Raw genomic sequence first — 20,698 nt, 5'->3', positions numbered from 1 at the left:
AGCGCCGCCCGGGAGACCGGGCGGCGCCTTGCATTACAGCCCGTCGCCGAATCCGTGGGTCTCGGTCACATAGTCGATGTCCTTGTCGCCCCGGCCCGAGAGGTTGATCAGGATCGACTTGCCCGGATGGTTCTTCGCCTCGCGCATGGCGAAGGCGACGGCATGGGCGCTTTCCAGCGCCGGAATGATGCCTTCGTGCCGCGACAGGGCATAGAAGGCTGCCAGCGCCTCCTTGTCGTCGGCGCCCGTATAGGTCACGCGGCCCGAGCGGTGCAGGAAGGCGTGTTCCGGCCCGACGCCGGGATAGTCGAGGCCCGAGGCCACGGTATGCACCGGCGCCGGGTTCCCCTCGGCGTCCTTCAGCACCATCGTGCGGAAGCCGTGGATGTCGCCATCCTCGCCGTAGGTGATGGTCGCCGCGTGCTCGCCCAGCTTTGACGAGGTGCCGCAGGGCTCGATCCCGTAAAGCGCCACGTCGTCGTCGATGAAGCCCGAGAAGATGCCCATCGCGTTCGACCCGCCGCCGACGCAGGCCGCCACCATGTCGGGCAACTCGCCCGTCATCTCGAGGAACTGTTCGCGCGCCTCGACGCCCACGACATGTTGGAAGTCACGCACCATCATCGGGAAGGGGTGCGGCCCCACGACCGAGCCGATGGCGAAGAGCGCGGTGTCGGCCTGGCTCAGGTAGCTCTGGAAGCAGCTGTCCACCGCCTCCTTCAGCGAGCGGCCGCCAAAGCCCACCGGCACCACCGTCGCGCCCAAGAGCTTCATGCGGGTGACGTTCGGCGCCTCCTTGGCAATGTCGATCTCGCCCATGTGGATCTCGCACTCCATGCCGAAATAGGCGGCGGCCGTCGCCAGAGCCACGCCGTGCTGGCCGGCCCCGGTCTCGGCCATCAGCTTCTTCTTGCCCATGAAGCGCGCCAGAAGCCCCTCGGCCATGCAGTGGTTCAGCTTGTGCGCGCCGGTGTGGTTCAGATCCTCGCGCTTTGCGTAGATCTGCGCCCCGCCGCACTGGCCCGAGAGGTTCTTGAGGTAGGAGACGGGCGTCGGCCGGCCCTGGAAATGCTTGCGGATGTAGCGCAGCTCGTTAATGAAGTCGGCCGATTTCGAGATCCGGTCGTAGGCCTCGCGGATCGCCGCGAAATGCGGCTCGAGCGGCGGGGGCAGCATGGCGCCGCCGTAGGGGCCGAAGAAGCCTTCGCGCGTGGGATGGGATTTCATGTAGGCGCTCATTCGGCCCCTCCTGCTCTGGGTTGGTCGCAGGGACTATCTGCCGCCCAACGCGCGGCTTCCAGCCGGATCGTCGTCGCAGGGAAGAACGGGCGCTCGCTGCCGGATGGCCGCTTGCATTCGACTCGAATACCGGAAGCTTCGCCTTTGCGCAGCGCCGCTCGCCGCGCTAACTTGACCTCATCAGGGCAGGACGCCCGGGGACCTTCAGAGACACATGTGGTGCCGGATGGGAGCATGTGGGGTGGATGGAGGGCCCCTCTGGGGTGGGGCCCTCCATTTCAGGATCCTGGCCGTCTCAGCCGGAGGGTGACGTCAGGGCGCGCACCTCTTCCTGGCCTGCAACCATGCCCGGAAGCAGTTCACCGGCGGTGTCTCTAAGGGCGCCCGCCTGACCCGCCGTGGCAAACCCCTGATAGAGTGTCACCTCCTCATCCATGGCGCGGCGCTGGCCCGCGAGATAGAGGTCATCGAACAACTGGTCATTGGCGGCGCGCAGCGTCTGGGCCTCGGCCTCGTGACGGGGCGACATGCGGGCATTGAGGGACAGGCTGTCCTGTTCGGCCGCCTTCACAAGCCGCTCCGCCGTGGCGCGGCGTTCGGCCAGCACCTTCTCGGCAAAGGCACGGACCTGCTCGTTCCGCGTGCGCTGGAGGGCGGTTTCGCTGGCCTCAACGCTGAAGAGCGCGGTGGACACCGCCATTCCGGCGAAGACTTCGGCATTGTCCACGACGACGAGCGGCGGCCCTATCGCATCGGACTGCGAGAAGGCCACCGGCGTGGCAAGCAGCAGGGCCCCAAGGGCCATCGGCACAAGTCTCATCTTCAGGCTCCGGCAGTTCTTCGAGTCATTCCCGCTCTTGTCCGGCTCAACCGCTGCCGTGACGCTCGGTTCCGACGGGGGCACGGTCGGCGGCTGTCCGCCGAGGCTGTCCCGCAGGGGCCGCCGCCCTCTGGAACAAGGCCGGCGCGACGCCGTTGCCCCCGCGAACCGGCCGCCTTCCACCCCATCGACGCAATCCGAGGTCTCGTCATGCCAGCCAGATCCAAGGCTCAGCAGAAGGCTGCCGGAGCAGCCCTGTCGGCGAAGCGCGGTGACACGAAGAAGACCGAGCTGAAAGGCGCGTCAAGAAGCATGGAAAAATCCATGTCCGAGAGCCAGCTCGAGGAAATGGCCTCGACACCGCGGAAGGGCAAGCCGGAGCACAAGTCCGGCTGATCCGCTTGTCCGAGGCCCGCGCCGCGCCGTCGCTCCCCGGCGCGGCGCCGTTTGCCTTTGTGGGCGATCAGGAGCGCAGGAAGCCCAGCATGATCCGCTCTTCGCGGCGCAGTTCGGCCAGATCGGTCGGCTCCATCGCGGCGAGCTGGTCCCGCCTGTCCTCGGGCTTCAGGTCCGCGAGGCCGAGAATGCGGGGATGGATGTAGGAGGTGCGGCTGATCGTGGGCGTGTTGTGCAGCCGCTCGGCTGCGGCCTCGGCCATCATCTTCACGGTCAGCCGCCCTTCTGTGGCGCGGGCCAGACCGAAGGCCGCGAGCGACCCGCCCCAGGTGCGGAAGGTCTTGGCGCTCGCGCCGGGAAGCTCGGTGGCTTCGACCAGATAGTCGTTCACATGGTGCGAGGCCACGCGGCGGACCTGACCTTCCTCGTCGATCCAGGTGAAGAGGTTGCGGCCGGGGAGATCCTCGATCTCCTGCAGGATGCGGTGCAGGCGGCGGTCCTTCAGCACCTGCCGCACGCGCTTGCCCCCCTTGGCGCGGAAGTCGAGGCGGACCTCGCCCTCGCGAAGCTTCACATGGCGGGAGAGGAGCGTGGTGGCGCCGAAGGTGCGGTTCGCTTCGGCGTAGGCCGAACTTCCGACGCGCAGCCAGGTCCGGTCGATCAGCATGGTGAGGGCGGCCAGCGAAAAGGCAAGCTCGCCGGCCTCGGCCTTGAGGTCGTGCGACACGCGGCGGCGCAGCCGTGGCAGCGCCTCGCCGAAGGCGGGCAGCAGGGCGTATTTTGCCTGGGATCGCCAGCTTCCCCAGTCGGGGTGGTAGCGATACTGCTTGCGGCCGCGCGCGTCGAACCCGGTCGCCTGAAGGTGCCCGTTCTCGAGCGGGCAGATCCAGACCTTCTCGTAGGCGGGCGGCACCCCCAGCTTCAGGATCCGTGCCCGCTCTTCGCGCCCGAGAATCCGACCGTCGGGGCCGCGATAGACAAACCCCCGTCCGCAGCGGCGCCGCGTGATGCCGGGCGCGGAGTCGGTGACATAGACGAGACCGCGGGGCACCGATGCCTGGGTGCCGTCCGCCATTTCGACGAGAACGCAGCCGTCCTTCACCTTCCGTCCTCCTGTCGCGGCCCTGGTCCCTGGGCAGGCCGTCGCGGTCAACCGGCGGAACGGGTGCCGGTTCCCGGCGTTGTCGGAGGATTTCGGGCGGCCTTCGGGGCATCCCTTGCCAGCCGCGCCCGCGCGCCCTACCCATTGGGCAGCCGGCCCGACAGAAGGTTGTCCCTTGCCCGACCGTGTCTCACCCCTCGCGCCCTTCCGCCTTCCGACCTACCGCAACCTGTGGATGGCGAGCATCGTCTCGAACTTCGGCGGGCTGGTGCAGGCCGTGGGCGCAGGCTGGATGATGACGGAACTCACCCATTCCGCGGGAATGGTGGCGCTGGTGCAGGCCTCGACCACGCTGCCGATCATGCTCTTCTCGCTGCCGTCGGGCGCCCTGGCCGACAGCCTGAACCGGCGGCGCCTCATGCTGACGGCGCAGCTGTTCATGCTGACCGTCTCGGCGGCGCTGGCATTTGCGGCCTTTGCCGGGCTGCTCACGCCCTGGCTGCTGCTGACCTTCACCTTCCTGATCGGCGTGGGGGTGGCGCTGCACAATCCCTCATGGCAGGCCTCGGTCGGAGATATCGTCCCGCGTGCGGACCTGCCGTCGGCGGTCGCGCTCAACAGCATGGGCTTCAACCTGATGCGCAGCGTCGGGCCGGCGCTGGGCGGGCTGATCGTCGCCGCCGGCGGCGCGGCCGCAGCCTTTGCAATCAATGCGGCGAGCTACCTGCCGCTGGTCCTCGCGCTGTTCTTCTGGCGGCCGGACTATGCGCCGCGCCGCCTTCCGCGCGAGGCGCTGGGATCGGCCGTCGCGGCGGGTCTGCGCTATGTCTCGATGTCGCCGGTGCTGCTGAAGGTGCTGTTCCGGGGCTTTCTCTTCGGACTGGCCGCGGTCAGCCTGCTTGCGCTTCTGCCCATCGTGGCCCGCGACCTGGTGGCCGGGGGCGCCTTCACCTACGGGGCGCTGCTGGGCTGCTTCGGGGTGGGGGCGATCGGCGGGGCCTTTGCCGGTGCCCGCCTGCGCGAACGGTTCCAGAACGAGACCATCGTGCGCGCGGGCTTCCTGCTCTTTGCGGCGGCGCTGGTGGGCCTCGGCCTTTCGCGGGACCTCTGGCTGTCGGGGCTGATGCTGTTGCCGGCCGGTGCGGCCTGGGTGCTGGCGCTGTCGCTCTTCAATGTGAGCGTGCAGCTGGCGACTCCGCGGTGGGTCGTCGGGCGAGCCCTTGCGCTCTATCAGACGGCGACCTTCGGCGGGATGGCAGCGGGCAGCTTCCTCTGGGGTCAGGCCGCCGAGGCGGGCGGCGTGGCCCAGGCGCTGTTCGGCGCCGCGGCCGTGCTGGTGGTGGGGGCGATCGTTGGCCTGCGGATGCCGTTGCCCGCCTTCGGGATGGAGGACCTCGATCCGCTCGGCCGCTTTGTCGAGCCGAAGCTGCCGGTCGATCTGAGGACGCGGTCGGGCCCGATCATGGTGACGGTGGAATATGATGTCGCACCGGAGAATGTGGAGCCGTTCCTCGCCGCGATGGCCGACCGGCGCCGGATCCGGATCCGGGACGGGGCCCGGCAGTGGGTGCTGCTGCGGGATCTGGAACGGCCCGGGATCTGGGCCGAAAGCTATCATGTGGCCACCTGGGCCGAATATCTGCGCCACCACGAGCGGCGGACGAAGGCGGATGCCGAGGTGACCGACCGGCTGTTGGCGCTGCATGAGGGGCCGGGCAAGCCGCGCGTCCGCCGGATGATCGAGCGCCAGACGGTGCCGCTGCACGACGATCTGCCGCTGAAGCCCGAGGAGCTGACCTGAGAGCGGGGGCGCTGCCCCCGCACCCCCGGGATATTTGGGCAGAGTGAAAGGGGCAGGCTTTCGGGCGGCTCAGCCCATGCGTTCGGAGGCGTGGGCGCCGGGCGAGGCGGGAAAGACCACCGTCTTGTTGCCGTTCAGGAAGACCCGGTGGTGGATGTGGGCGTGGATCGCGCGGGCGAGCACCGAGGCTTCCACGTCGCGGCCGAGGCTCACATAATCGTCCGGGCTCTGGGCGTGGGTGATGCGGACCGTATCCTGCTCGATGATCGGGCCTTCGTCGAGGTCGGCGGTGACATAATGGGCCGTGGCCCCGATCAGCTTCACGCCGCGCTGGTAGGCCTGCTTGTAGGGGTTCGCGCCCTTGAAGGAGGGCAGGAAGGAATGGTGAATGTTGATGATCCGGCCCGACATCCGTTCGCAGAAGGAATCCGACAGGACCTGCATGTAGCGGGCGAGGACCACCAGTTCGGCGCCCGTCTCTTCCACCAGCGCAAGCAGGCGCGCCTCGGCGTCGGGCTTGTTCTCCTTCGTGACCCGGATGAGGTGGAAGGGAATGTCGTGGTTCACCACGAGCTTCTGGTAGGTCAGGTGGTTCGAGACGACGCCCACGATCTCGATCGGCAGCGCCCCGATCCGCCAACGGTAGAGCAGGTCGTTCAGGCAGTGGCCGAAGTTCGACACCATCAGCAGGACCTTGAGTTTCCGGGAGCTGTCGAAGATCTGCCAGCCCATCTCGAAGTCCGGGGCGATGCGGGCGAAGCTGTCGTTCAGCGCATCAAGGGTGGCGCCGGTCTCGGACTGGAAGCCCACGCGCATGAAGAAGCGCCCGGTTTCCTGATCGTCGAACTGCGCCGAGTCGGTGATGTTGCAGCCATTGTCGGCGAGGAAGTTCGAGATGGCGGCGACGATGCCCCGGCGGGTCGGGCAGGTGACGGTGAGGACGAACTTCGACATGGGGCTCCCTCGGATTGGTCTTTCCGAAGGGGCTATAGCGCCGAGGCCCGCACGGCACATCACAAAGCGACGTGCGAAACGCGAAATCTGACATCGGGTCGCAGGCGCCCGAGGCCATGCCCCGGGCGCCGCTGTTTCAGCCGAAGACGCGGGTCAGGGCGCGGTCGATCGCATCCGTGATCTGGTCGATGTCGTCGGGCGTGGCGATCAGCGCCGGAGACAGGCAGAGCGTGTTGTTGAAGCCCGGCAGGCTTCGGTTGGTCATGCCGATGATGACGCCCTGTGCGTTCACGTCGGCCACCACGGCCGCCACGCGCCTTTCGTCCATCGGCTCCTTCGTGGCCCGGTCGGCCACCAGTTCCGCCCCGCAGAACAGGCCCTTGCCGCGCACGTCACCGATCACGGCGTGCTTCTCCTGCAGCGCGGTGAGGTTCGCGATCACGCGCGCGCCCATCTTCAGCGTGTTCTCGAGAAGGCCCTCCTCCTCGATGATCCGCATGTTCTCGAGCGCCGCGACCGGCCCTGCGGTGCAGCCGCCGAAGGTCGAGATGTCGCGGAAGTAGCTCATCGGATCGTCCGGGTTGTCCTTGAACATCTCGAACACGGCCTCGGTCGTGACCGTGCAGGAGATGGCGGCGTAGCCCGAGGCCACGCCCTTGGCCATGGTCACGAAATCGGGCTTCACCCCGAAGTTCTGGTAGCCGAACCAGGTACCGGTGCGGCCGAGACCGCAGACCACCTCGTCGATGTGCAGAAGGATCTCGTATTTCCGGCAGATCTCCTGCACCCGCTCCCAGTAGCCGGCCGGGGGCACGATCACGCCGCCGCCCGCCGTCACAGGCTCGAGGCAGAGCGCGCCGATCGTGTCGGGGCCCTCGCGCAGGATCACCTCTTCGATCGCGTCGGCCGCCCGCTCGCCGTAGTTCTCGACGTCCCATTGCTTGCGGTATTCGAGGCAGTGCGGGACCATCACGAAGCCCGGCGTCAGGGGGCCGTACTGCTCGGCGCGCTGGGGCTGGCCGGAGGTGGCGAGCGCGGTGATCGTGGTGCCGTGGTAGTCGCGTTCGCGGAACAGGATCTTGTTCTTGCGCCCGCCGTGGTGCCGGTGCGAGATCTGGCGCACCATCTTGTAGACCTTCTCGTTCGCCTCGGAGCCCGAGTTCGAATAATAGACGCGCGAGAGGCCCGGCATCTTCTCGATCAGCCGCTTCGAGAAGAGCGAGGCCGGGATCGAGCCCGCGGAATGGGCGAAATAGTTCATGCGGATCAGCTGGTCGCGCACGGCGTTGGCGATGCTCTCGCGGCCATAGCCCACGTTGACCGTCCAGACGCCGCCCGAGACCGCGTCGAGATACTCCTTGCCCGCCGCGTCCCAGACGCGCATGCCCTTGCCTTCGACGATGATCCGGGGATCGACCGTCTCATACTGCTTGTGCTGGCTCAGGTGGTGCCACATGTGCGCGCGGTCGGCCTCGATGACCTCGCTGAGGTCGTTCGCCTGTGCCAAGCCTTCCATCATCCGTGCTCCCTGTCGGTGTGTCCGGTCGAGTTTGAGGGGCGATCCGCTGAAAAGGCAACAGGCCGGTTGAGCCGGCCTGTGCATTTCGCGCTTCGTGAATGTCAGTGCTGCGGACGCTCGGCCCAGCCGGCGAAGATCCGCTCGAGCGCGACCACGGCGTAGTAGAGCAGGATCCCGAGGAAGGCGAGCGCGATGAGGACGGCGAACATCAGGGGATAGTCGCCGTTCGTCTCGCCCGACTTGAAGAGCGCGCCGAGGCCGCGACCGTGCGGGCTGACGATCTCGACGAGGTTCGTGCCGATGAAGGCGAGCGTGACCGAGACCTTCAGCGCGCCGAAGAACTCGGGCAGGGTCTTGGGCAGGGCGATCTTCCAGAAGATCGTGAGCTTCGAGGCGCCGAGCGACCGGAGGATGTCGCGGTATTCCGGCTCGAGCGTGGAAAGGCCGATGCCGACCGAGACCGCGATCGGGAAGAACGAGATCAGGAAGGCCATCAGCACGGTGTTGAAATCGTGCTGGCCGATGAAGATCAGCGCCAGCACCGGCACCAGCGTGGCCTTGGGAATGGCGTTGAAGCCTACCAGCAGCGGATAGAGCCCGTCGCGGGCGATGCGCGAGAAGCCCATCACCATGCCCAGAAGCGTGCCGAACAGGACGGCGAGCCCGAGGCCCGCCACCGTCCGCCACAGCGTCTGCCAGCCCATCGTCAGGAACAGCTCCCAGTAGCGGGCGTAGGCGGGCGGCAGGTCCGAGGGCGAGGCCATCTTGTAGTTGGGCCAGCCGTTCCACCAGACGATCCCCTCCCAGAGCGCGAGGAACATCAGGATCGCGGCGAGGGGCACGCCGATCTTGCGGGCGACTTCCATCAGTGCACCTCCCCCTCGCGCCCCTGCGCGATGCGGATCTGGTCGCGCAGGATGTGCAGCATGTCGGTCGCCTCGGGCGTGTAGAGGACGTCGATGCGCCGGTCGGCGGGCAGGCCCACGTTCAGGATGAACTGGGTGCTGGCCGGGCGGCCCGACAGCACGATCACCTGATCGCCGAGGAAGACGCTCTCGCGCAGGTCGTGGGTGATCAGCACGCAGGTGAAGGGCTCGGCGGCGCGCAGGTCGCGCATCGTCTGCCACAGATCCTCGCGGGTGAAATTGTCGAGCGCGCCGAAGGGCTCATCCATGATCAGCACGTCGGGCTTGTGCACGATCGCGCGGCAGAGTGAGGCGCGCTGGCGCATCCCCCCCGAAAGCTGGCTCGGGCGCTTGGCCTCGAAGCCCTTGAGGCCCACCATTTCCAGCAGCGCCATCGCGCGGTCCACCCGGTCCTTGCGTGGCATCCGCGGGGCCACGATCTCGAGGGGCAGGATCACGTTCTCGAGGATCGTGCGCCATTCGAGCAGCACCGGGTTCTGGAACGCCATCCCCACCGTCCGGCGCGGCGAGGTCACGCGCTCGCCATGCAGCCAGACCTCGCCGCGGTCGGGCTTCATCAGCCCCGCCACCAGCCGTGTGAGGGTGGACTTGCCGCAGCCCGAGGGGCCCACGACGGCGCAGAACTCGCCTTCGGGAACGGCGATGTTCAGATCCTCCAGCACCGGCAGCGGGCCGAGCGGCGTCCGATAGGCGTGGGTCACGCCCCTGATGTCGATGAGATTGGCCATGCGCTTTCCGGCAGGGAGGGACGCCGGGCGGCGTCCCCGATCATTCGAAGGTCACTCGAAGGTCAGGCTGCCGTCGGCGGGCAGCCACTGCGGATCGAAATAGAGCGCGGCATCGGGCGCGTTCTGGAACTCATAGACGGATTTCGTCTGCTCGATGGCGCGCGCCATCCGGTCCGGGTCGATGTTGCCCATGCCGTTGGCCTTCACCCAGTCGGTCACGACATTGTCCGCGATCGACATCTGCAGCCGGCGCTCTTCCAGCGCGGCATCGGCCGCCGGGTTGCGCTGGATCAGCGCGGCGATGGCGGCCTCGGGATCGGCGACGCTGTCCTTCCAGCCCTTGGCCACGGCGCGCAGGAAGCCGGTCACCGCCTCGGGATTGGCCTCGGCGAAGTCGGTGTTGACGATGATCGCATTGCCATAGAGCGCCACGCCATGATCAGCCATCAGCAGGGTCGAGATGTCGTCCTCGGGCACGCCCAGCCGGATCAGGTTGAGCGTGGACGAGAAGGAGAAGCCCGTCACCGCATCGACCTGACCCTCGGCCAGCATCGGCTCGCGCGTGGGGAAGCCCACCGGCTCGACCGTGATGGCGGCCATGTCGAGACCGTTCTCGGCGGCAAAGATCGGGAACTGCGCCCAGGCGCCATCGGGCGGCGGCGCGCCGAGCTTGCGGCCCTCGAGATCCTTCGGCGCCTCGATCCCCTGCGACTTTCGCCCCACCACCGCGAAGGGGGGCTTGTCATAGATCATCATGGCGGCGATCACCGGCGCGCCGGGGTTCTGGTCGAGGAACTTCATCAGGCTGTTGATGTCGGCAAACCCCACCGGAAAGGCGCCGGTCGCGACCTTCGGAATGGCGTCGAGCGAACCCGCCCCCTCGGAGATCTGCACCGAGAGATCCTCGGCGGCGAAATGGCCTTCGTCGAGGGCCACGAAGTAGGGCGCCGCGGGGCCCTCGAACTTCCAGTCGAGCGCGAAGGGCATCGCGGTCTCGGCCCCGGCCGTGGCGGCAGTGACGGTAAGGGCCGCGGCAAGGGCGGCGGCGGAGGCGCGGAACATCACTCTCTCCTCATGCGCGAAATCACAAGCGAAGCTGCCCTCCTGTGGCGCAGGTGCAAGGCGGGCACCCGTCCGGCGGACAGCACATGGCCCAAGGTGCCCAAAAAGACTGCAGATGTCGATGGTTTGCCTGCACGGCGGGCGGCTTGTTCAGGAGGTGCGACGGATCAGCGCCTCGGCCGCCACCGGATTCGCTGCCTTGAAGCCGGAGATCACATAGAGAAAGACCTCGCACGGGCGCGAGCCGGTCTGCGCGAGGCGAGAGAGGCCTTCGGGCGCACGACCGGCCTCGAGGCTGCGGGCGCGCTCGGCCCAGCGGTCGAGCAGGTCGGGCGGGTAGCCCTCGGGCTCTCCCTCGCGGGTGCCCATGAGGCGCAGATAGGCAAAGTCGGCGGTCTGGTCCGCGATCTGGGGGTGCTCGCTGTCGCCCGCCAGGACCACCGCCACGCCCCTTTCGGCGGCCATCTCGACAAAGGCGGGATCGCGGAAGCTGTCGTGCCGGACCTCGACGGCATGGCGCAGGCGCCGGCCCCGATGCTCGGGCGGCAGCAGGGCGAGGAAGGCCGCGAAATCCTGCCGGTCGAAGGCCTTGGTGGGAAGGAACTGCCAGTTGATCGGCCCGAGCTTGTCGCCCAGCCGCAGGAGGCCGCTGTCGAGGAACCGGGAGACCGACTCGCCCGCCTCGGCAAGACGTTTGCGGTTGGTGGCAAAGCGCGGGGCCTTCAGCGCGAAGATGAAATCTTCGGGCACCTCGTCGTGCCAGCGCGCGAAGCTGTCGGGCTTCTGCGAGCGGTAGTAGGTGCCGTTGATCTCGATGGTGGTAAGGCGGCGCGCGGCGTGCTCCAGCTCGCGCTTTTGCGGAAGGCCCGCGGGATAGAAGCTGCCCCTCCACGGCGGGTAAACCCAGCCGCCGATGCCTGCGCGGATCATCTGTCGCTTGCCTCCGAAGGATGGCGGCTCGTGCTGGGGCAGGGGTTGGGCCCGCGCAGCGTGGCCGGGATGCGGCACGGATGCGAACGGGCGCAGAGCGATCCGCGCCCGCGCGCCCGTCCCTGCCGCCTCACTTGCGGTCGGGGTCGTGCGTGTGGTGGCGATCCTTCTCGCCGCCTCCGCCCGACACCTTGCTGTGGTGGCGCTCGTCGCTGTCGGCGGGCGGCTTCGTGACCTCCGGCGGCTCCTTGGCGTTTTCGTGCGCGGCACCGGGGCTGCCGTGCCTGCCGCGCTTGTCGCGGTTGGACAGCACCGAGTTCGCCGGGATCTCGGTCATGTCGGCCTCGGCTCCTGCGCCGTCGCCCTTGCCCTGCACGCCCTGACCGAAGTGCTTCTTGTCCGCATGTGCCATAGGTTCCTCACTTCGGCGCCGTTCCGGGCGCCGTCAGAGCGAAACCGGGGGCACGGGCCGATGTTCCCGGCGACCCCAGCCCTGCCTCCGTGGCGGTCAGACCTCGAACCGGACCCAGCGGAGGCCGTAGCCCTCGAGTTCGACCGTCAGTTCGGTCTTCTTCACCGAGATCTTGCCGCTGCCGAGGATCGGGCGGAGCGTGCCGATCGAGTCGATGTCGGAGAGGGAACAGGTCACGGTCTGCTCCTGGCTGCCCAGGTTCGCGAGCGCGATCAGTGTCCGATCCTGCCAGTCATGGCGGATGGCGAAGACGGGGGCCTCGGCCATCGGCAGGACGGCATGGGTGCCGAAGGCGATCTCGGGACATTCCCGCCGCCGCCGCATGAGCTGCTCCATGAACTTGAAGAACGAATCCGGCCGGTCCTGCTGCTCGGCGACGTTGACGCGGGCAGGGGACCAGCGGCCCTCGGACACCACCGGGCGCAACAGCCTGTCGGCCGGCGCGGGCGAGAAGCCGCCGTTGTGCCCGCTCTCCCACTGCATCGGCGCCCGCACCGCGAGACGACCGGGGATGTCGAGGTTCTCGGCCATGCCGATCTCTTCCCCGTAGAAGAGCACCGGCGCCCCCGGCATCGAGGTCATCAGCGCATAGGCCATCCGCATCCGCGCCTCGTTACCCTTGAGCATCGTCGGCATCCGCCGGCGCAGCCCGCGCCCGAAGAGCTGCATGTCGGGATCCGGCCCGAAGCTGGCAAAGACCTCCTGACGCTCGGCCTCGGTCAGCTTGTCGAGCGACCATTCGTCATGGTTGCGCAGGAAATGCGCCCAGCCGTCATCCGGCGCCAGCTCGGGCATGTGGCGCAGCCCGTGCACGATCGGCCCCGCATCTTCGCGCGCCAGCGCCAGCGCCATGGCCTGATTGAGGTTGAAGTCGAGACACATGTGCAGCTCGTCGCCGTCCTCGTCGCCGAAGAAGCGCCGCACGTCGGGATAGTCGAGGTTCACCTCGCCCAGCAGCACCGCCTCGCCTGAGCGCCGGTTGATGAAGGCGCGCAGGTCGCGCAGCCAGCGGTGGGGCGCAAAGCCCTTGTCCTCGGTGGACATCTGCTCGAGCAGGAAGGGCACGGCGTCCACCCGAAATCCCGACAGGCCGAGCTGCAGCCAGAAGCCGACGATGCGGCGGATCTCGTCCCGCACCGCGGGGTTCTCGACATTGAGGTCGGGCTGGTGGCTGTAGAAGCGGTGCAGGTAGTATTTCCGGGCCTTCGGGTCCCAGCTCCAGCTGCTGTCTTCCTCGCCCGGGAAGATCAGCGACGAGGCGTCCTCCTCGGGCTTCTCGTCGCGCCAGACATACCAGTCGTGGTAGGGCGAGGCCGGATCCGAGCGCGCCGCCTGAAACCAGGGATGCTCGCGCGAGGTGTGGTTCACGACAAGGTCGGCGATGACTCGCATCCCGCGATCCCGTGCGCTCCGAAGAAACTCCACGAGATCGCCCATCGTGCCGAGCCGCGGATCGACGGCGTAATAGTCGGTCACATCGTAGCCGTCGTCGTGGTTGGGGCTCGGGTAGAAGGGCATCAGCCAGATACAGCTCACGCCAAGGCGGTCCAGATGGTCGAGCCGCCGGGTCAAGCCGGCAAAGTCGCCGACTCCGTCACCGTTGCTGTCCTGGAATGTCTCGACATCAAGGCAGTAGAAGACCGCGTTCTTCCACCAGACATCACTCGTGCGGCTGATATCCATCCTCAGCCTGCCCGAACACGCATGAAAACCTCCGCTTCTTTACGGAAGAGAACGCGGGCCGCGCGCAGGAGGTTCCCGGCAACCCTCAGACTGTTCTGGAAGAAATGGTGAGCGGGGTGGGTATCGAACCCACGACCAGCTGATTAAAAGTCAGCTGCTCTACCACTGAGCTACCCGCCCTCACCATGTCGGAAGCGGCGGTACGACCGTCGTTCCTGACTGCGCCGCTCTCTACGCAACCGGCTCCGGGGGGTCAAGGGCCAATCGTGAAGAAAGATCGCCCGCTCTGGCAAAAAGATCCCGAGGGGCGTATAGGGTGCGGCATGATGGACATGGGCGCTACCTCTGGCCTCGGCTTCATGAAGATGCATGGGGCGGGCAATGATTTCGTGGTGATCGACTCGCGCGGGCGCGGGGCGGTCATGTCGGCTGGCCTTGCGCGGGCGCTGGGCGACCGGCACCGCGGCGTGGGGTTCGACCAGTTGGCCGAGATCCGCGACCATGAGGGCGCGGATTTCGCGCTGGACTTCTGGAACTCGGACGGGTCCCGCGCAGGCGCCTGCGGCAACGCGACCCGCTGTGTCTGCGATTACATCATGCGGGATCTGGGCCGGGACGCGGTGGCACTGGTCACCGCGCGCGGCCGTCTGCACGCGGTGCGCCGGACGGACGGGCTGGTGTCGGTGAACATGGGGGCGCCGCAGCTGCTGTGGTCCGAGATCCCGCTTGCCCGCGAGGTCGTCCCCGACAGCCTGCCTCTGGCCGGCGCACCGGCGGCGGTGGGGATGGGCAATCCGCATTGCGTCTTCTTTGTCGAAGATGCCGAGGCGGTCGATCTTGCGGGGCAGGGGGCGGCGGTCGAGACCGATCCGCTCTTCCCCGAACGGACGAACGTGGAGTTTGCGAGCCTCATCGGGCCGGACCGGTTGCGGCTGCGCGTCTGGGAGCGCGGGGCAGGCATCACGCTGGCCTGCGGCTCGGGGGCCTGCGCGACGGCGGTGGCCGCGGCCCGGCGCGGCCTGACGGGACGGCAGGTGGTGCTCGAGATGGACGGCGGCCCGCTCGAGGTGGACTGGCGCGAGGATGGCGTCTGGCTTTCGGGCCCCGTCGCCCATGTCTTCGAGGGGCGGCTCTCGCCCGCGATGATGGCGCTGGCATGAGCGCGCCGGTCTTCTCCACGCTGGGCTGCCGGCTCAACGCCTATGAGACCGAGGCGATGAAGGAGCTGGCCTCGGCCGCCGGCGTGGACAACGCCGTGGTGGTCAACACCTGCGCCGTGACCGCCGAGGCCGTGCGCAAGGCCAAGCAGGAGATCCGCCGCCTGCGTCGCGAGAATCCGGGCGCCACGATCATCGTCACCGGCTGCGCCGCGCAGACCGAGCCTGCGACCTTCTCGGCCATGCCCGAGGTCGACCGGGTGATCGGCAACACCGAGAAGATGCAGGCCTCGACCTGGGCTGCGATGGCGCCCGACCTGATCGGCGAGACCGAGCGGGTGCAGGTGGACGACATCCTGTCGGTGCGCGAGACGGCCGGCCACCTGATCGACGGCTTCGGCCGCCACCGCGCCTATGTGCAGGTCCAGAACGGCTGCGATCACCGCTGCACCTTCTGCATCATCCCCTACGGGCGGGGCAATTCGCGATCCGTCCCCGCCGGGGTGGTGGTCGAGCAGATCCGCCGGCTGGTGGACCGCGGCTTTGCCGAGGTGGTCCTGACCGGGGTGGATCTGACCTCGTGGGGTGCCGACCTGCCGGCGCAGCCCCGCTTGGGCGATCTGGTGATGCGTATCCTTCGGCTGGTGCCGGATCTGGCGCGGCTCAGGATCTCCTCGATCGATTCGATCGAGGCGGACGAGGCGCTGATGGGCGCCATCGCGACCGAGCCGCGGCTGATGCCGCATCTGCATCTCAGCCTCCAGCATGGCGACGACCTGATCCTGAAGCGGATGAAGCGCCGCCACCTGCGCGACGACGCCATCCGCTTCTGCGAGGAGGCGCGGCGGCTGCGCCCCGACATCGTCTTCGGCGCCGACATCATCGCGGGCTTCCCGACCGAAAGCGAGCAGGCGTTCGAAAACTCGCTGAAGCTGGTCGGGGAGTGCGGGCTGACCTTCCTGCATGTGTTTCCGTTCTCGCCGCGCACGGGCACGCCCGCGGCGCGGATGCCGCAGCTGGCCGGTCCCCTGATCCGCGAGCGGGCGGCGCGGCTGCGCGAGGCTGGTGACGCGCGGCTTCTGGCGCATCTTGAGGCGCAGCGCGGCCTTTCCCATCGCGTGCTGACCGAGGGCCCGCGCATGGGGCGCACCGAGCAGTTCACCGAGGTCGCCTTTGCCGCCGACCTGCCCGAAGGACGGATCATTTCCGCCACCGTCACCGGCCATGCCGAGGGCCGCCTGACCGCCACGGTTGCCGAGGCCGGTCTCGCGGCGTAAAACCCGGCCATTCCAGTGAAAGGCCCTTCCATGACCGCACCGAAACCCGTCGTTCTCTGCATCCTCGACGGCTGGGGTCTGCGTGCCGAGCGCGAGGCGAACGCCGTGGCGCTGGCCAATACCCCGACCTTCGACCGGCTGATGGCGACCTGCCCCAATGCGACGCTGATCACCCACGGCCCCGACGTGGGCCTGCCGCGCGGGCAGATGGGCAATTCCGAGGTGGGGCATACCAACATCGGCGCGGGCCGGGTGGTAGCGATGGATCTCGGCGCCATCGACCTCGCCATCGAGGAGGGCACCTTCGCGCGGAACCCGGCGCTCTGCGACTTCATCGCAAAGGTGAAGGCCAAGGGCGGCACGGCGCATCTGATGGGCGTCGTCTCGGACGGCGGGGTGCATGGCCACATCCAGCACCTGATCGCCGCGGTCGAGGTGATCGCGGCCTCGGGCGTGCCGGTGGTGATCCATGCGATCACCGACGGCCGCGACGTCGCGCCGACCTCGGCGGGCGGTTTCGTGCAGCAGCTGGCCGAGGCGCTGCCTGCGGGGGCCAGCATCGGCACGGTGATCGGACGCTACTGGGCGATGGACCGCGACAAGCGGTGGGACCGGGTCAAGCGGGCCTCGGATGCGATGCTGCACGGGCAGGGCGAGCGGGCGGCGGACGCCGTGGCCGCCGTGGCGGCGGCGCTGGCCCGCGGCGAGACCGACGAGTTCATCGCGCCGACCGTGATCGGCAGCTATACCGGCGCCATGGACGGCGACGGCTTCTTCTGCCTCAACTTCCGGGCCGACCGCGCGCGCGAGATCCTTGCCGGCCTCGCCCAGCCCGGGTTCGACGCCTACGACACCGGCCGGCGCCCGGACTGGTCGGGCTTCCTCGGGATGGTGGACTATTCCACCGAGCACGACCGCTTCATGACCACCGCCTATCCCAAGCAGGTGATCCGCAACACGCTGGGCGAATGGGTGGCCAGCCACGGGCTGCGCCAGTTCCGCATCGCCGAGACCGAGAAATACCCCCATGTCACCTTCTTCCTGAACGGCGGCAAGGAGGTGCCCGAGGCGGGCGAGGACCGCTACATGGCCAATTCGCCCAAGGTCGCGACCTATGACCTCAAGCCCGAGATGTCGGCCCCGGATGTCAGCGACCATCTCGTGCAGGCGATCGGCGAGGGCTATGACCTGATCGTGGTGAACTACGCCAACCCCGACATGGTGGGCCATACCGGCGATCTGAGGGCCGCCATGGCCGCCTGCGAGGAGGTGGACCGCGGGCTCGGCCGTGCGGTCGAGGCGGTGTGCCAAGCGGGCGGGGCGATGATCGTGACCGCCGACCACGGCAACTGCGAAACGATGATCGATCCCGAGACCGGCGGGCCGCACACGGCGCATACGACGAACCCGGTGCCGGTGATCCTCGTCGGCGGGCCGGCGGGGGCGCGGCTGCGCGCCGGTCGGCTGGCCGATCTGGCCCCGACGCTGCTTGAGCTGATGGGCCTGCCGCAGCCCGAGGAGATGACCGGCCGGAGCCTGATCGAGGCATGATCCGCGCGCTCGTCCTTGCGCTGGGCCTTCTCGCCACGCCGGCCTCGGCCGTGACCGTGGCGCAGGAGGCAGCGCAGGCGGCGCGCGATCTTCAGGCCGCGGTCACGGCGCTGCAACAGGCGCAGGGCGCGCGCGACCGGGTGGCCGCGCTGACCACCACGATCCGCGCCTACGAGCGCGGTCTGGCGGCCCTGCGCGAGAATCTGCGTCAGGCGGCCATCCGCGAGTCGGTGCTCGAGATGCTGCTCGAGGCCAAGCGCGACGAGATCTCGCAGCTTCTGGGCGTGCTCGCGCGGATGGATGCGCGTCCGGGGCCCTTGCTGCTGATGCATCCTGCGGGGCCGCTGGGCACCGCGCGGTCGGGCATGATCCTGTCGGACGTGACGCCCGCGCTGCTGGCCCAGGCCGAGTCGCTGCGCCAGCAGGTGCGCGAGATGCGCGACCTGCGCGAGTTGCAGACCGCAGCCGGAAAGACGCTGGCCGAGGGGCTCGCGGTCGCGCAGGAGGCGCGGACGGAGCTGAGCAAGGCCATCTCGGATCGGGTGGATCTGCCGACGCGCTTCACCGAGGATCCCGAGGTGCTGAGGGGGCTGCTGGAAAGCGCCGACACGCTCGACGCCTTCGCGGGCGGGCTGGCCACCGGCGATCCCGATGCCGCCGCGCGCGATTTCGAGGGCGCGCGGGGCCGCCTGCCGCTGCCGGTGCTGGGCACGATCCTGCGCCGGGCCAACGAGGCCGATGCGGCCGGGGTCCGCCGGCCCGGCATCCTGATCGCCGCGCGGCCGCAGGCGCTGGTGACCGCCCCCTGGCCGGCCACGATCCGCTACCGCGGACCGCTTCTCGACTACGGAAATGTGATGATTCTCGAGCCCGGCGCCGGTTATCTGCTGGTGTTGGCCGGACTGGGCACCGTCTATGGTGACACGGGCGAGGTCGTCGCCGCAGGGGCGCCGCTGGGGCTGATGGGGGGCGAGCCGCGCGCGACCGATCCCGCCGCAACCGGCGGGTCGGGCGCTGGCGCTCGGGATACGGAAACGCTTTACTTGGAACTGAGACAAGGGGCCGAGCCGGTCGATCCGGCGGACTGGTTCGAGGCAAACGGGGAATAGGACCGGCATGAGGAAATACATGATGGCCGCGCTGGGCGGCACTGTCGCCGGCGTGCTGATGGCGACCCAGGTGGCCGGGCCCCTCATCGCGCAGGAGCAGCAGCGGTCGAAGACGGTTTATGAACAGCTCGACCTGTTCGGCGACATCTTCGAGCGCATCCGCGCGCAATATGTCGAGGAAGTCGAGACCGACAAGCTGATCGAGGCGGCGATCAACGGGATGCTGACCTCGCTCGACCCCCATTCCAGCTATCTGCCGCCCGATGATTTCAACGACATGCAGGTGCAGACCCGCGGCGAGTTCGGCGGGCTCGGCATCGAGGTCACGCAGGAAGAGGGCTTCGTCAAGGTCGTCTCGCCGATGGACGGCACGCCCGCCGATGCGGCCGGGATCGAGGCCGGCGACTTCATCACCCATGTGAACGGCGAGACGGTGCTGGGCCTCACGCTCGATCAGGCGGTGGACATGATGCGCGGCCCCGTAGGCTCGGAGATCATCATCACCGTGGTGCGCGAGGGCACGGCCGAGCCGTTCGACGTCTCGATCATCCGCGACACGATCAAGCTGGTGGCGGCGCGCAGCCGGGTGGTGGGAAATACCGTCGTGGTGCGCCTGACCACCTTCAACGACCAGACCTTCTCGGGCCTCAAGGAGGGGCTGGAGAGCGGTGCCAAGGAACTCGGCGGGCTCGACAAGGTCAACGGGATCGTCCTCGACCTGCGCAACAACCCGGGCGGGCTGCTCACGCAGGCGATCCAGGTCTCGGACGCCTTCCTCGACAAGGGCGAGATCGTCTCGACGCGGGGCCGCGCCGCGGGCGACGGCGAGCGGTTCAACGCGACGGCCGGTGACCTGATCGGCGGCAAGCCGATGGTCGTGCTGATCAACGGCGGGTCGGCCTCGGCCTCGGAGATCGTGGCGGGCGCGCTGCAGGACCACCGCCGCGCCATCGTCGTCGGCACCAAGAGCTTCGGCAAGGGATCGGTCCAGACGGTAATCCCGCTGCGCGGCGAGGGCGCGATGCGGCTGACCACCGCGCGCTACTACACGCCGTCGGGCCGCTCGATCCAGGCGCTGGGCGTGGCGCCGGACATCGTGGTGAACCAGCCGCCGAGCCGGCCCGCCGGGACCGAGGAAGAGGACGCCGCCGCGCCGGGCCCGGCGGCCCGCAACCGCTCGGAGGCGGATCTGCGGGGCGTGCTCTCGAACGATTCGATGAGCGATGACGAAAGGAAGCAGCTCGAAGCCGAGCGGGCGCGCGCCGAAGAGGCGGCCAAGCTGCGGGACGAGGATTACCAGCTGGCCTATGCGGTCGATATCCTCAAGGGCCTCGCCGCCATCGAAGTGAAACCGTGAGGCGGCCATGGAGCGCGTGATCGACCCCGAGGCCTTGCCCTACCGCCCCTGCGTGGGCATCGTGCTGATCAACCGCGAGGGGCTCATCTTCGCCGGCCAGCGGATCGACAGCCCGGTGCCGGCCTGGCAGATGCCGCAGGGCGGCATTGATGCGGACGAGAAGCCGCGCCAGGCGGCGCTTCGCGAGCTGCAGGAGGAGACCGGCATCCCCGAGGATCTGGTCGAGTTCGTGGCCAAGGCGCCGGAATGGGTAACCTACGATCTGCCGCCCGATCTTCTGGGCCGCGTGTGGGGCGGGAAATACCGCGGGCAGCGGCAGAAATGGTTCCTGTTCCGCTATCTGGGCACGGACGAACAGATCGGGATCGCAACCGAGCACGCCGAATTCTCGTGCTGGCGATGGATCGGGGCCGAGGAGATGGTGGCCTCGATCGTGCCGTTCAAGCGCCCCGTCTATGAGCGGGTGGTGGCGATGTTCCGCGAGCACCTGTCCTGACCCTTTGAAGGGCGCGCGTCGGCCGGCGGTGGACGGGGGCTTCGCGCCCCCGATGCCCCGCCCTGCGGGCGCGGCGGCTCCTCACTGCCTTCGTCGCATCCCCCGCGGGATATTTGGAC

At 68.6% G+C, this 20,698-nt stretch carries 19 protein-coding genes and 1 tRNA gene; 8 read left to right on the top strand and 12 right to left on the bottom strand.

The genetic code is table 11. From position 1 onward, the window contains the following. Positions 1–33 precede the first annotated feature (33 nt). Entirely contained in the window at positions 34–1,239 is a 1,206-nt protein-coding gene (trpB, locus tag LV780_RS13045; RefSeq protein WP_108221324.1) for a tryptophan synthase subunit beta, read from the bottom strand. A gap of 295 nt (positions 1,240–1,534) precedes the next feature. Next, on the bottom strand, positions 1,535–2,059 hold the full coding sequence (locus LV780_RS13040; RefSeq protein ID WP_108221325.1) for a DUF4142 domain-containing protein: 525 nt from the start codon (positions 2,057–2,059) through the stop codon (positions 1,535–1,537). A 210-nt stretch (positions 2,060–2,269) separates the two neighbouring features. Between LV780_RS13040 and LV780_RS13035 the strand changes: the two genes are divergently transcribed. Beyond that, the gene (locus LV780_RS13035) at positions 2,270–2,455 is read left to right on the top strand and encodes a DUF3008 family protein (RefSeq protein ID WP_011909912.1); all 186 of its coding nucleotides are present in this window, start codon (positions 2,270–2,272) and stop codon (positions 2,453–2,455) included. 67 nt (positions 2,456–2,522) lie between these two features. Here the strand turns inward: LV780_RS13035 and LV780_RS13030 are convergent, their stop codons facing one another. Then, on the bottom strand, positions 2,523–3,557 hold the full coding sequence (locus LV780_RS13030; protein WP_108221326.1) for a DNA topoisomerase IB: 1,035 nt from the start codon (positions 3,555–3,557) through the stop codon (positions 2,523–2,525). 175 nt (positions 3,558–3,732) lie between these two features. Here LV780_RS13030 and LV780_RS13025 point away from each other — a divergent pair, with 175 nt between their 5' ends. Continuing rightward, the gene (locus LV780_RS13025) at positions 3,733–5,358 is read left to right on the top strand and encodes an MFS transporter (RefSeq protein WP_101341389.1); all 1,626 of its coding nucleotides are present in this window, start codon (positions 3,733–3,735) and stop codon (positions 5,356–5,358) included. A 69-nt stretch (positions 5,359–5,427) separates the two neighbouring features. Here LV780_RS13025 and purU read toward each other — a convergent pair whose 3' ends face one another. The 9 genes from purU to LV780_RS12980 form a co-directional block, all read right to left on the bottom strand. Beyond that, positions 5,428–6,312 (bottom strand): formyltetrahydrofolate deformylase, encoded by an 885-nt coding sequence (gene purU / locus LV780_RS13020; RefSeq protein ID WP_011909916.1) that lies wholly within the window; start codon positions 6,310–6,312, stop codon positions 5,428–5,430. A gap of 136 nt (positions 6,313–6,448) precedes the next feature. After that, positions 6,449–7,831, bottom strand: coding sequence for a hypotaurine--pyruvate aminotransferase Tpa (tpa, locus tag LV780_RS13015; protein ID WP_011909917.1), 1,383 nt, complete (start codon positions 7,829–7,831; stop codon positions 6,449–6,451). Positions 7,832–7,932: 101 nt separating this feature from the next. Continuing rightward, entirely contained in the window at positions 7,933–8,697 is a 765-nt protein-coding gene (locus tag LV780_RS13010; protein ID WP_101341387.1) for an ABC transporter permease, read from the bottom strand. Beyond that, positions 8,697–9,485, bottom strand: a complete 789-nt coding sequence (locus LV780_RS13005; RefSeq protein WP_011909919.1) for an ABC transporter ATP-binding protein — start codon at positions 9,483–9,485, stop codon at positions 8,697–8,699. Before LV780_RS13005 ends, LV780_RS13010 begins: the two co-directional genes overlap by 1 nt. A gap of 51 nt (positions 9,486–9,536) precedes the next feature. After that, positions 9,537–10,547 (bottom strand): ABC transporter substrate-binding protein, encoded by a 1,011-nt coding sequence (locus LV780_RS13000; protein ID WP_011909920.1) that lies wholly within the window; start codon positions 10,545–10,547, stop codon positions 9,537–9,539. A 150-nt stretch (positions 10,548–10,697) separates the two neighbouring features. Further along, complete coding sequence (locus LV780_RS12995; protein WP_108221327.1) at positions 10,698–11,477, bottom strand: DUF72 domain-containing protein; 780 nt, start codon at positions 11,475–11,477, stop codon at positions 10,698–10,700. A 130-nt stretch (positions 11,478–11,607) separates the two neighbouring features. Then, positions 11,608–11,889 (bottom strand): hypothetical protein, encoded by a 282-nt coding sequence (locus tag LV780_RS12990; protein WP_233863823.1) that lies wholly within the window; start codon positions 11,887–11,889, stop codon positions 11,608–11,610. Positions 11,890–11,985: 96 nt separating this feature from the next. After that, positions 11,986–13,632, bottom strand: coding sequence for an alpha-amylase family protein (locus LV780_RS12985; RefSeq protein ID WP_108221328.1), 1,647 nt, complete (start codon positions 13,630–13,632; stop codon positions 11,986–11,988). A gap of 105 nt (positions 13,633–13,737) precedes the next feature. Further along, positions 13,738–13,812, bottom strand: a tRNA-Lys gene (locus tag LV780_RS12980). A gap of 143 nt (positions 13,813–13,955) precedes the next feature. Here LV780_RS12980 and dapF point away from each other — a divergent pair. The 6 genes from dapF to LV780_RS12950 are packed head-to-tail and all read left to right on the top strand — an operon-like array spanning position 13,956 to position 20,579. Continuing rightward, positions 13,956–14,792, top strand: a complete 837-nt coding sequence (gene dapF / locus LV780_RS12975; protein ID WP_108221329.1) for a diaminopimelate epimerase — start codon at positions 13,956–13,958, stop codon at positions 14,790–14,792. Further along, positions 14,789–16,066: a tRNA (N(6)-L-threonylcarbamoyladenosine(37)-C(2))-methylthiotransferase MtaB gene (mtaB, locus tag LV780_RS12970; RefSeq protein WP_108221330.1), complete on the top strand. Its 1,278-nt coding sequence runs from the start codon at positions 14,789–14,791 to the stop codon at positions 16,064–16,066. The genes dapF and mtaB overlap by 4 nt, the downstream gene beginning before the upstream one ends. 30 nt (positions 16,067–16,096) lie before the next feature. Continuing rightward, positions 16,097–17,617 (top strand): 2,3-bisphosphoglycerate-independent phosphoglycerate mutase, encoded by a 1,521-nt coding sequence (gpmI, locus tag LV780_RS12965; RefSeq protein ID WP_108221331.1) that lies wholly within the window; start codon positions 16,097–16,099, stop codon positions 17,615–17,617. Next, positions 17,614–18,726 carry a murein hydrolase activator EnvC family protein gene (locus LV780_RS12960; RefSeq protein ID WP_101341380.1) on the top strand — a complete coding sequence of 371 codons (1,113 nt, stop codon included), beginning with the start codon at positions 17,614–17,616 and terminating at the stop codon, positions 18,724–18,726. Before gpmI ends, LV780_RS12960 begins: the two co-directional genes overlap by 4 nt. Positions 18,727–18,733: 7 nt before the next feature. Then, a complete protein-coding gene (locus tag LV780_RS12955; RefSeq protein ID WP_011909928.1) occupies positions 18,734–20,083 on the top strand; it encodes a S41 family peptidase in 1,350 nt (449 codons plus the stop codon). A 7-nt stretch (positions 20,084–20,090) separates the two neighbouring features. Continuing rightward, positions 20,091–20,579, top strand: coding sequence for an RNA pyrophosphohydrolase (locus LV780_RS12950; protein ID WP_011909929.1), 489 nt, complete (start codon positions 20,091–20,093; stop codon positions 20,577–20,579). Positions 20,580–20,698 lie beyond the last annotated feature (119 nt).

Origin of the sequence: Cereibacter azotoformans, assembly GCF_021391315.1 — a bacterium.
Lineage (GTDB): Bacteria > Pseudomonadota > Alphaproteobacteria > Rhodobacterales > Rhodobacteraceae > Cereibacter_A > Cereibacter_A azotoformans.
This window is presented reverse-complemented; position numbering and strand designations above follow the sequence as displayed.

Bases quoted from the DNA above. Each gene is read 5' to 3' on its own strand.
- trpB (WP_108221324.1), bottom strand. From the start codon at position 1,239: ATGAGCGCCTACATGAAATCCCATCCCACGCGCGAAGGCTTCTTCGGC.
- LV780_RS13040 (WP_108221325.1), bottom strand. From the start codon at position 2,059: ATGAGACTTGTGCCGATGGCCCTTGGGGCCCTGCTGCTTGCCACGCCG.
- LV780_RS13035 (WP_011909912.1), top strand. From the start codon at position 2,270: ATGCCAGCCAGATCCAAGGCTCAGCAGAAGGCTGCCGGAGCAGCCCTG.
- purU (WP_011909916.1), bottom strand. From the start codon at position 6,312: ATGTCGAAGTTCGTCCTCACCGTCACCTGCCCGACCCGCCGGGGCATC.
- tpa (WP_011909917.1), bottom strand. From the start codon at position 7,831: ATGATGGAAGGCTTGGCACAGGCGAACGACCTCAGCGAGGTCATCGAG.
- LV780_RS13010 (WP_101341387.1), bottom strand. From the start codon at position 8,697: ATGGAAGTCGCCCGCAAGATCGGCGTGCCCCTCGCCGCGATCCTGATG.
- LV780_RS13005 (WP_011909919.1), bottom strand. From the start codon at position 9,485: ATGGCCAATCTCATCGACATCAGGGGCGTGACCCACGCCTATCGGACG.
- LV780_RS13000 (WP_011909920.1), bottom strand. From the start codon at position 10,547: ATGTTCCGCGCCTCCGCCGCCGCCCTTGCCGCGGCCCTTACCGTCACT.
- LV780_RS12995 (WP_108221327.1), bottom strand. From the start codon at position 11,477: ATGATCCGCGCAGGCATCGGCGGCTGGGTTTACCCGCCGTGGAGGGGC.
- LV780_RS12990 (WP_233863823.1), bottom strand. From the start codon at position 11,889: ATGGCACATGCGGACAAGAAGCACTTCGGTCAGGGCGTGCAGGGCAAG.
- LV780_RS12985 (WP_108221328.1), bottom strand. From the start codon at position 13,632: ATGGATATCAGCCGCACGAGTGATGTCTGGTGGAAGAACGCGGTCTTC.
- dapF (WP_108221329.1), top strand. From the start codon at position 13,956: ATGATGGACATGGGCGCTACCTCTGGCCTCGGCTTCATGAAGATGCAT.
- mtaB (WP_108221330.1), top strand. From the start codon at position 14,789: ATGAGCGCGCCGGTCTTCTCCACGCTGGGCTGCCGGCTCAACGCCTAT.
- gpmI (WP_108221331.1), top strand. From the start codon at position 16,097: ATGACCGCACCGAAACCCGTCGTTCTCTGCATCCTCGACGGCTGGGGT.
- LV780_RS12960 (WP_101341380.1), top strand. From the start codon at position 17,614: ATGATCCGCGCGCTCGTCCTTGCGCTGGGCCTTCTCGCCACGCCGGCC.
- LV780_RS12955 (WP_011909928.1), top strand. From the start codon at position 18,734: ATGAGGAAATACATGATGGCCGCGCTGGGCGGCACTGTCGCCGGCGTG.
- LV780_RS12950 (WP_011909929.1), top strand. From the start codon at position 20,091: ATGGAGCGCGTGATCGACCCCGAGGCCTTGCCCTACCGCCCCTGCGTG.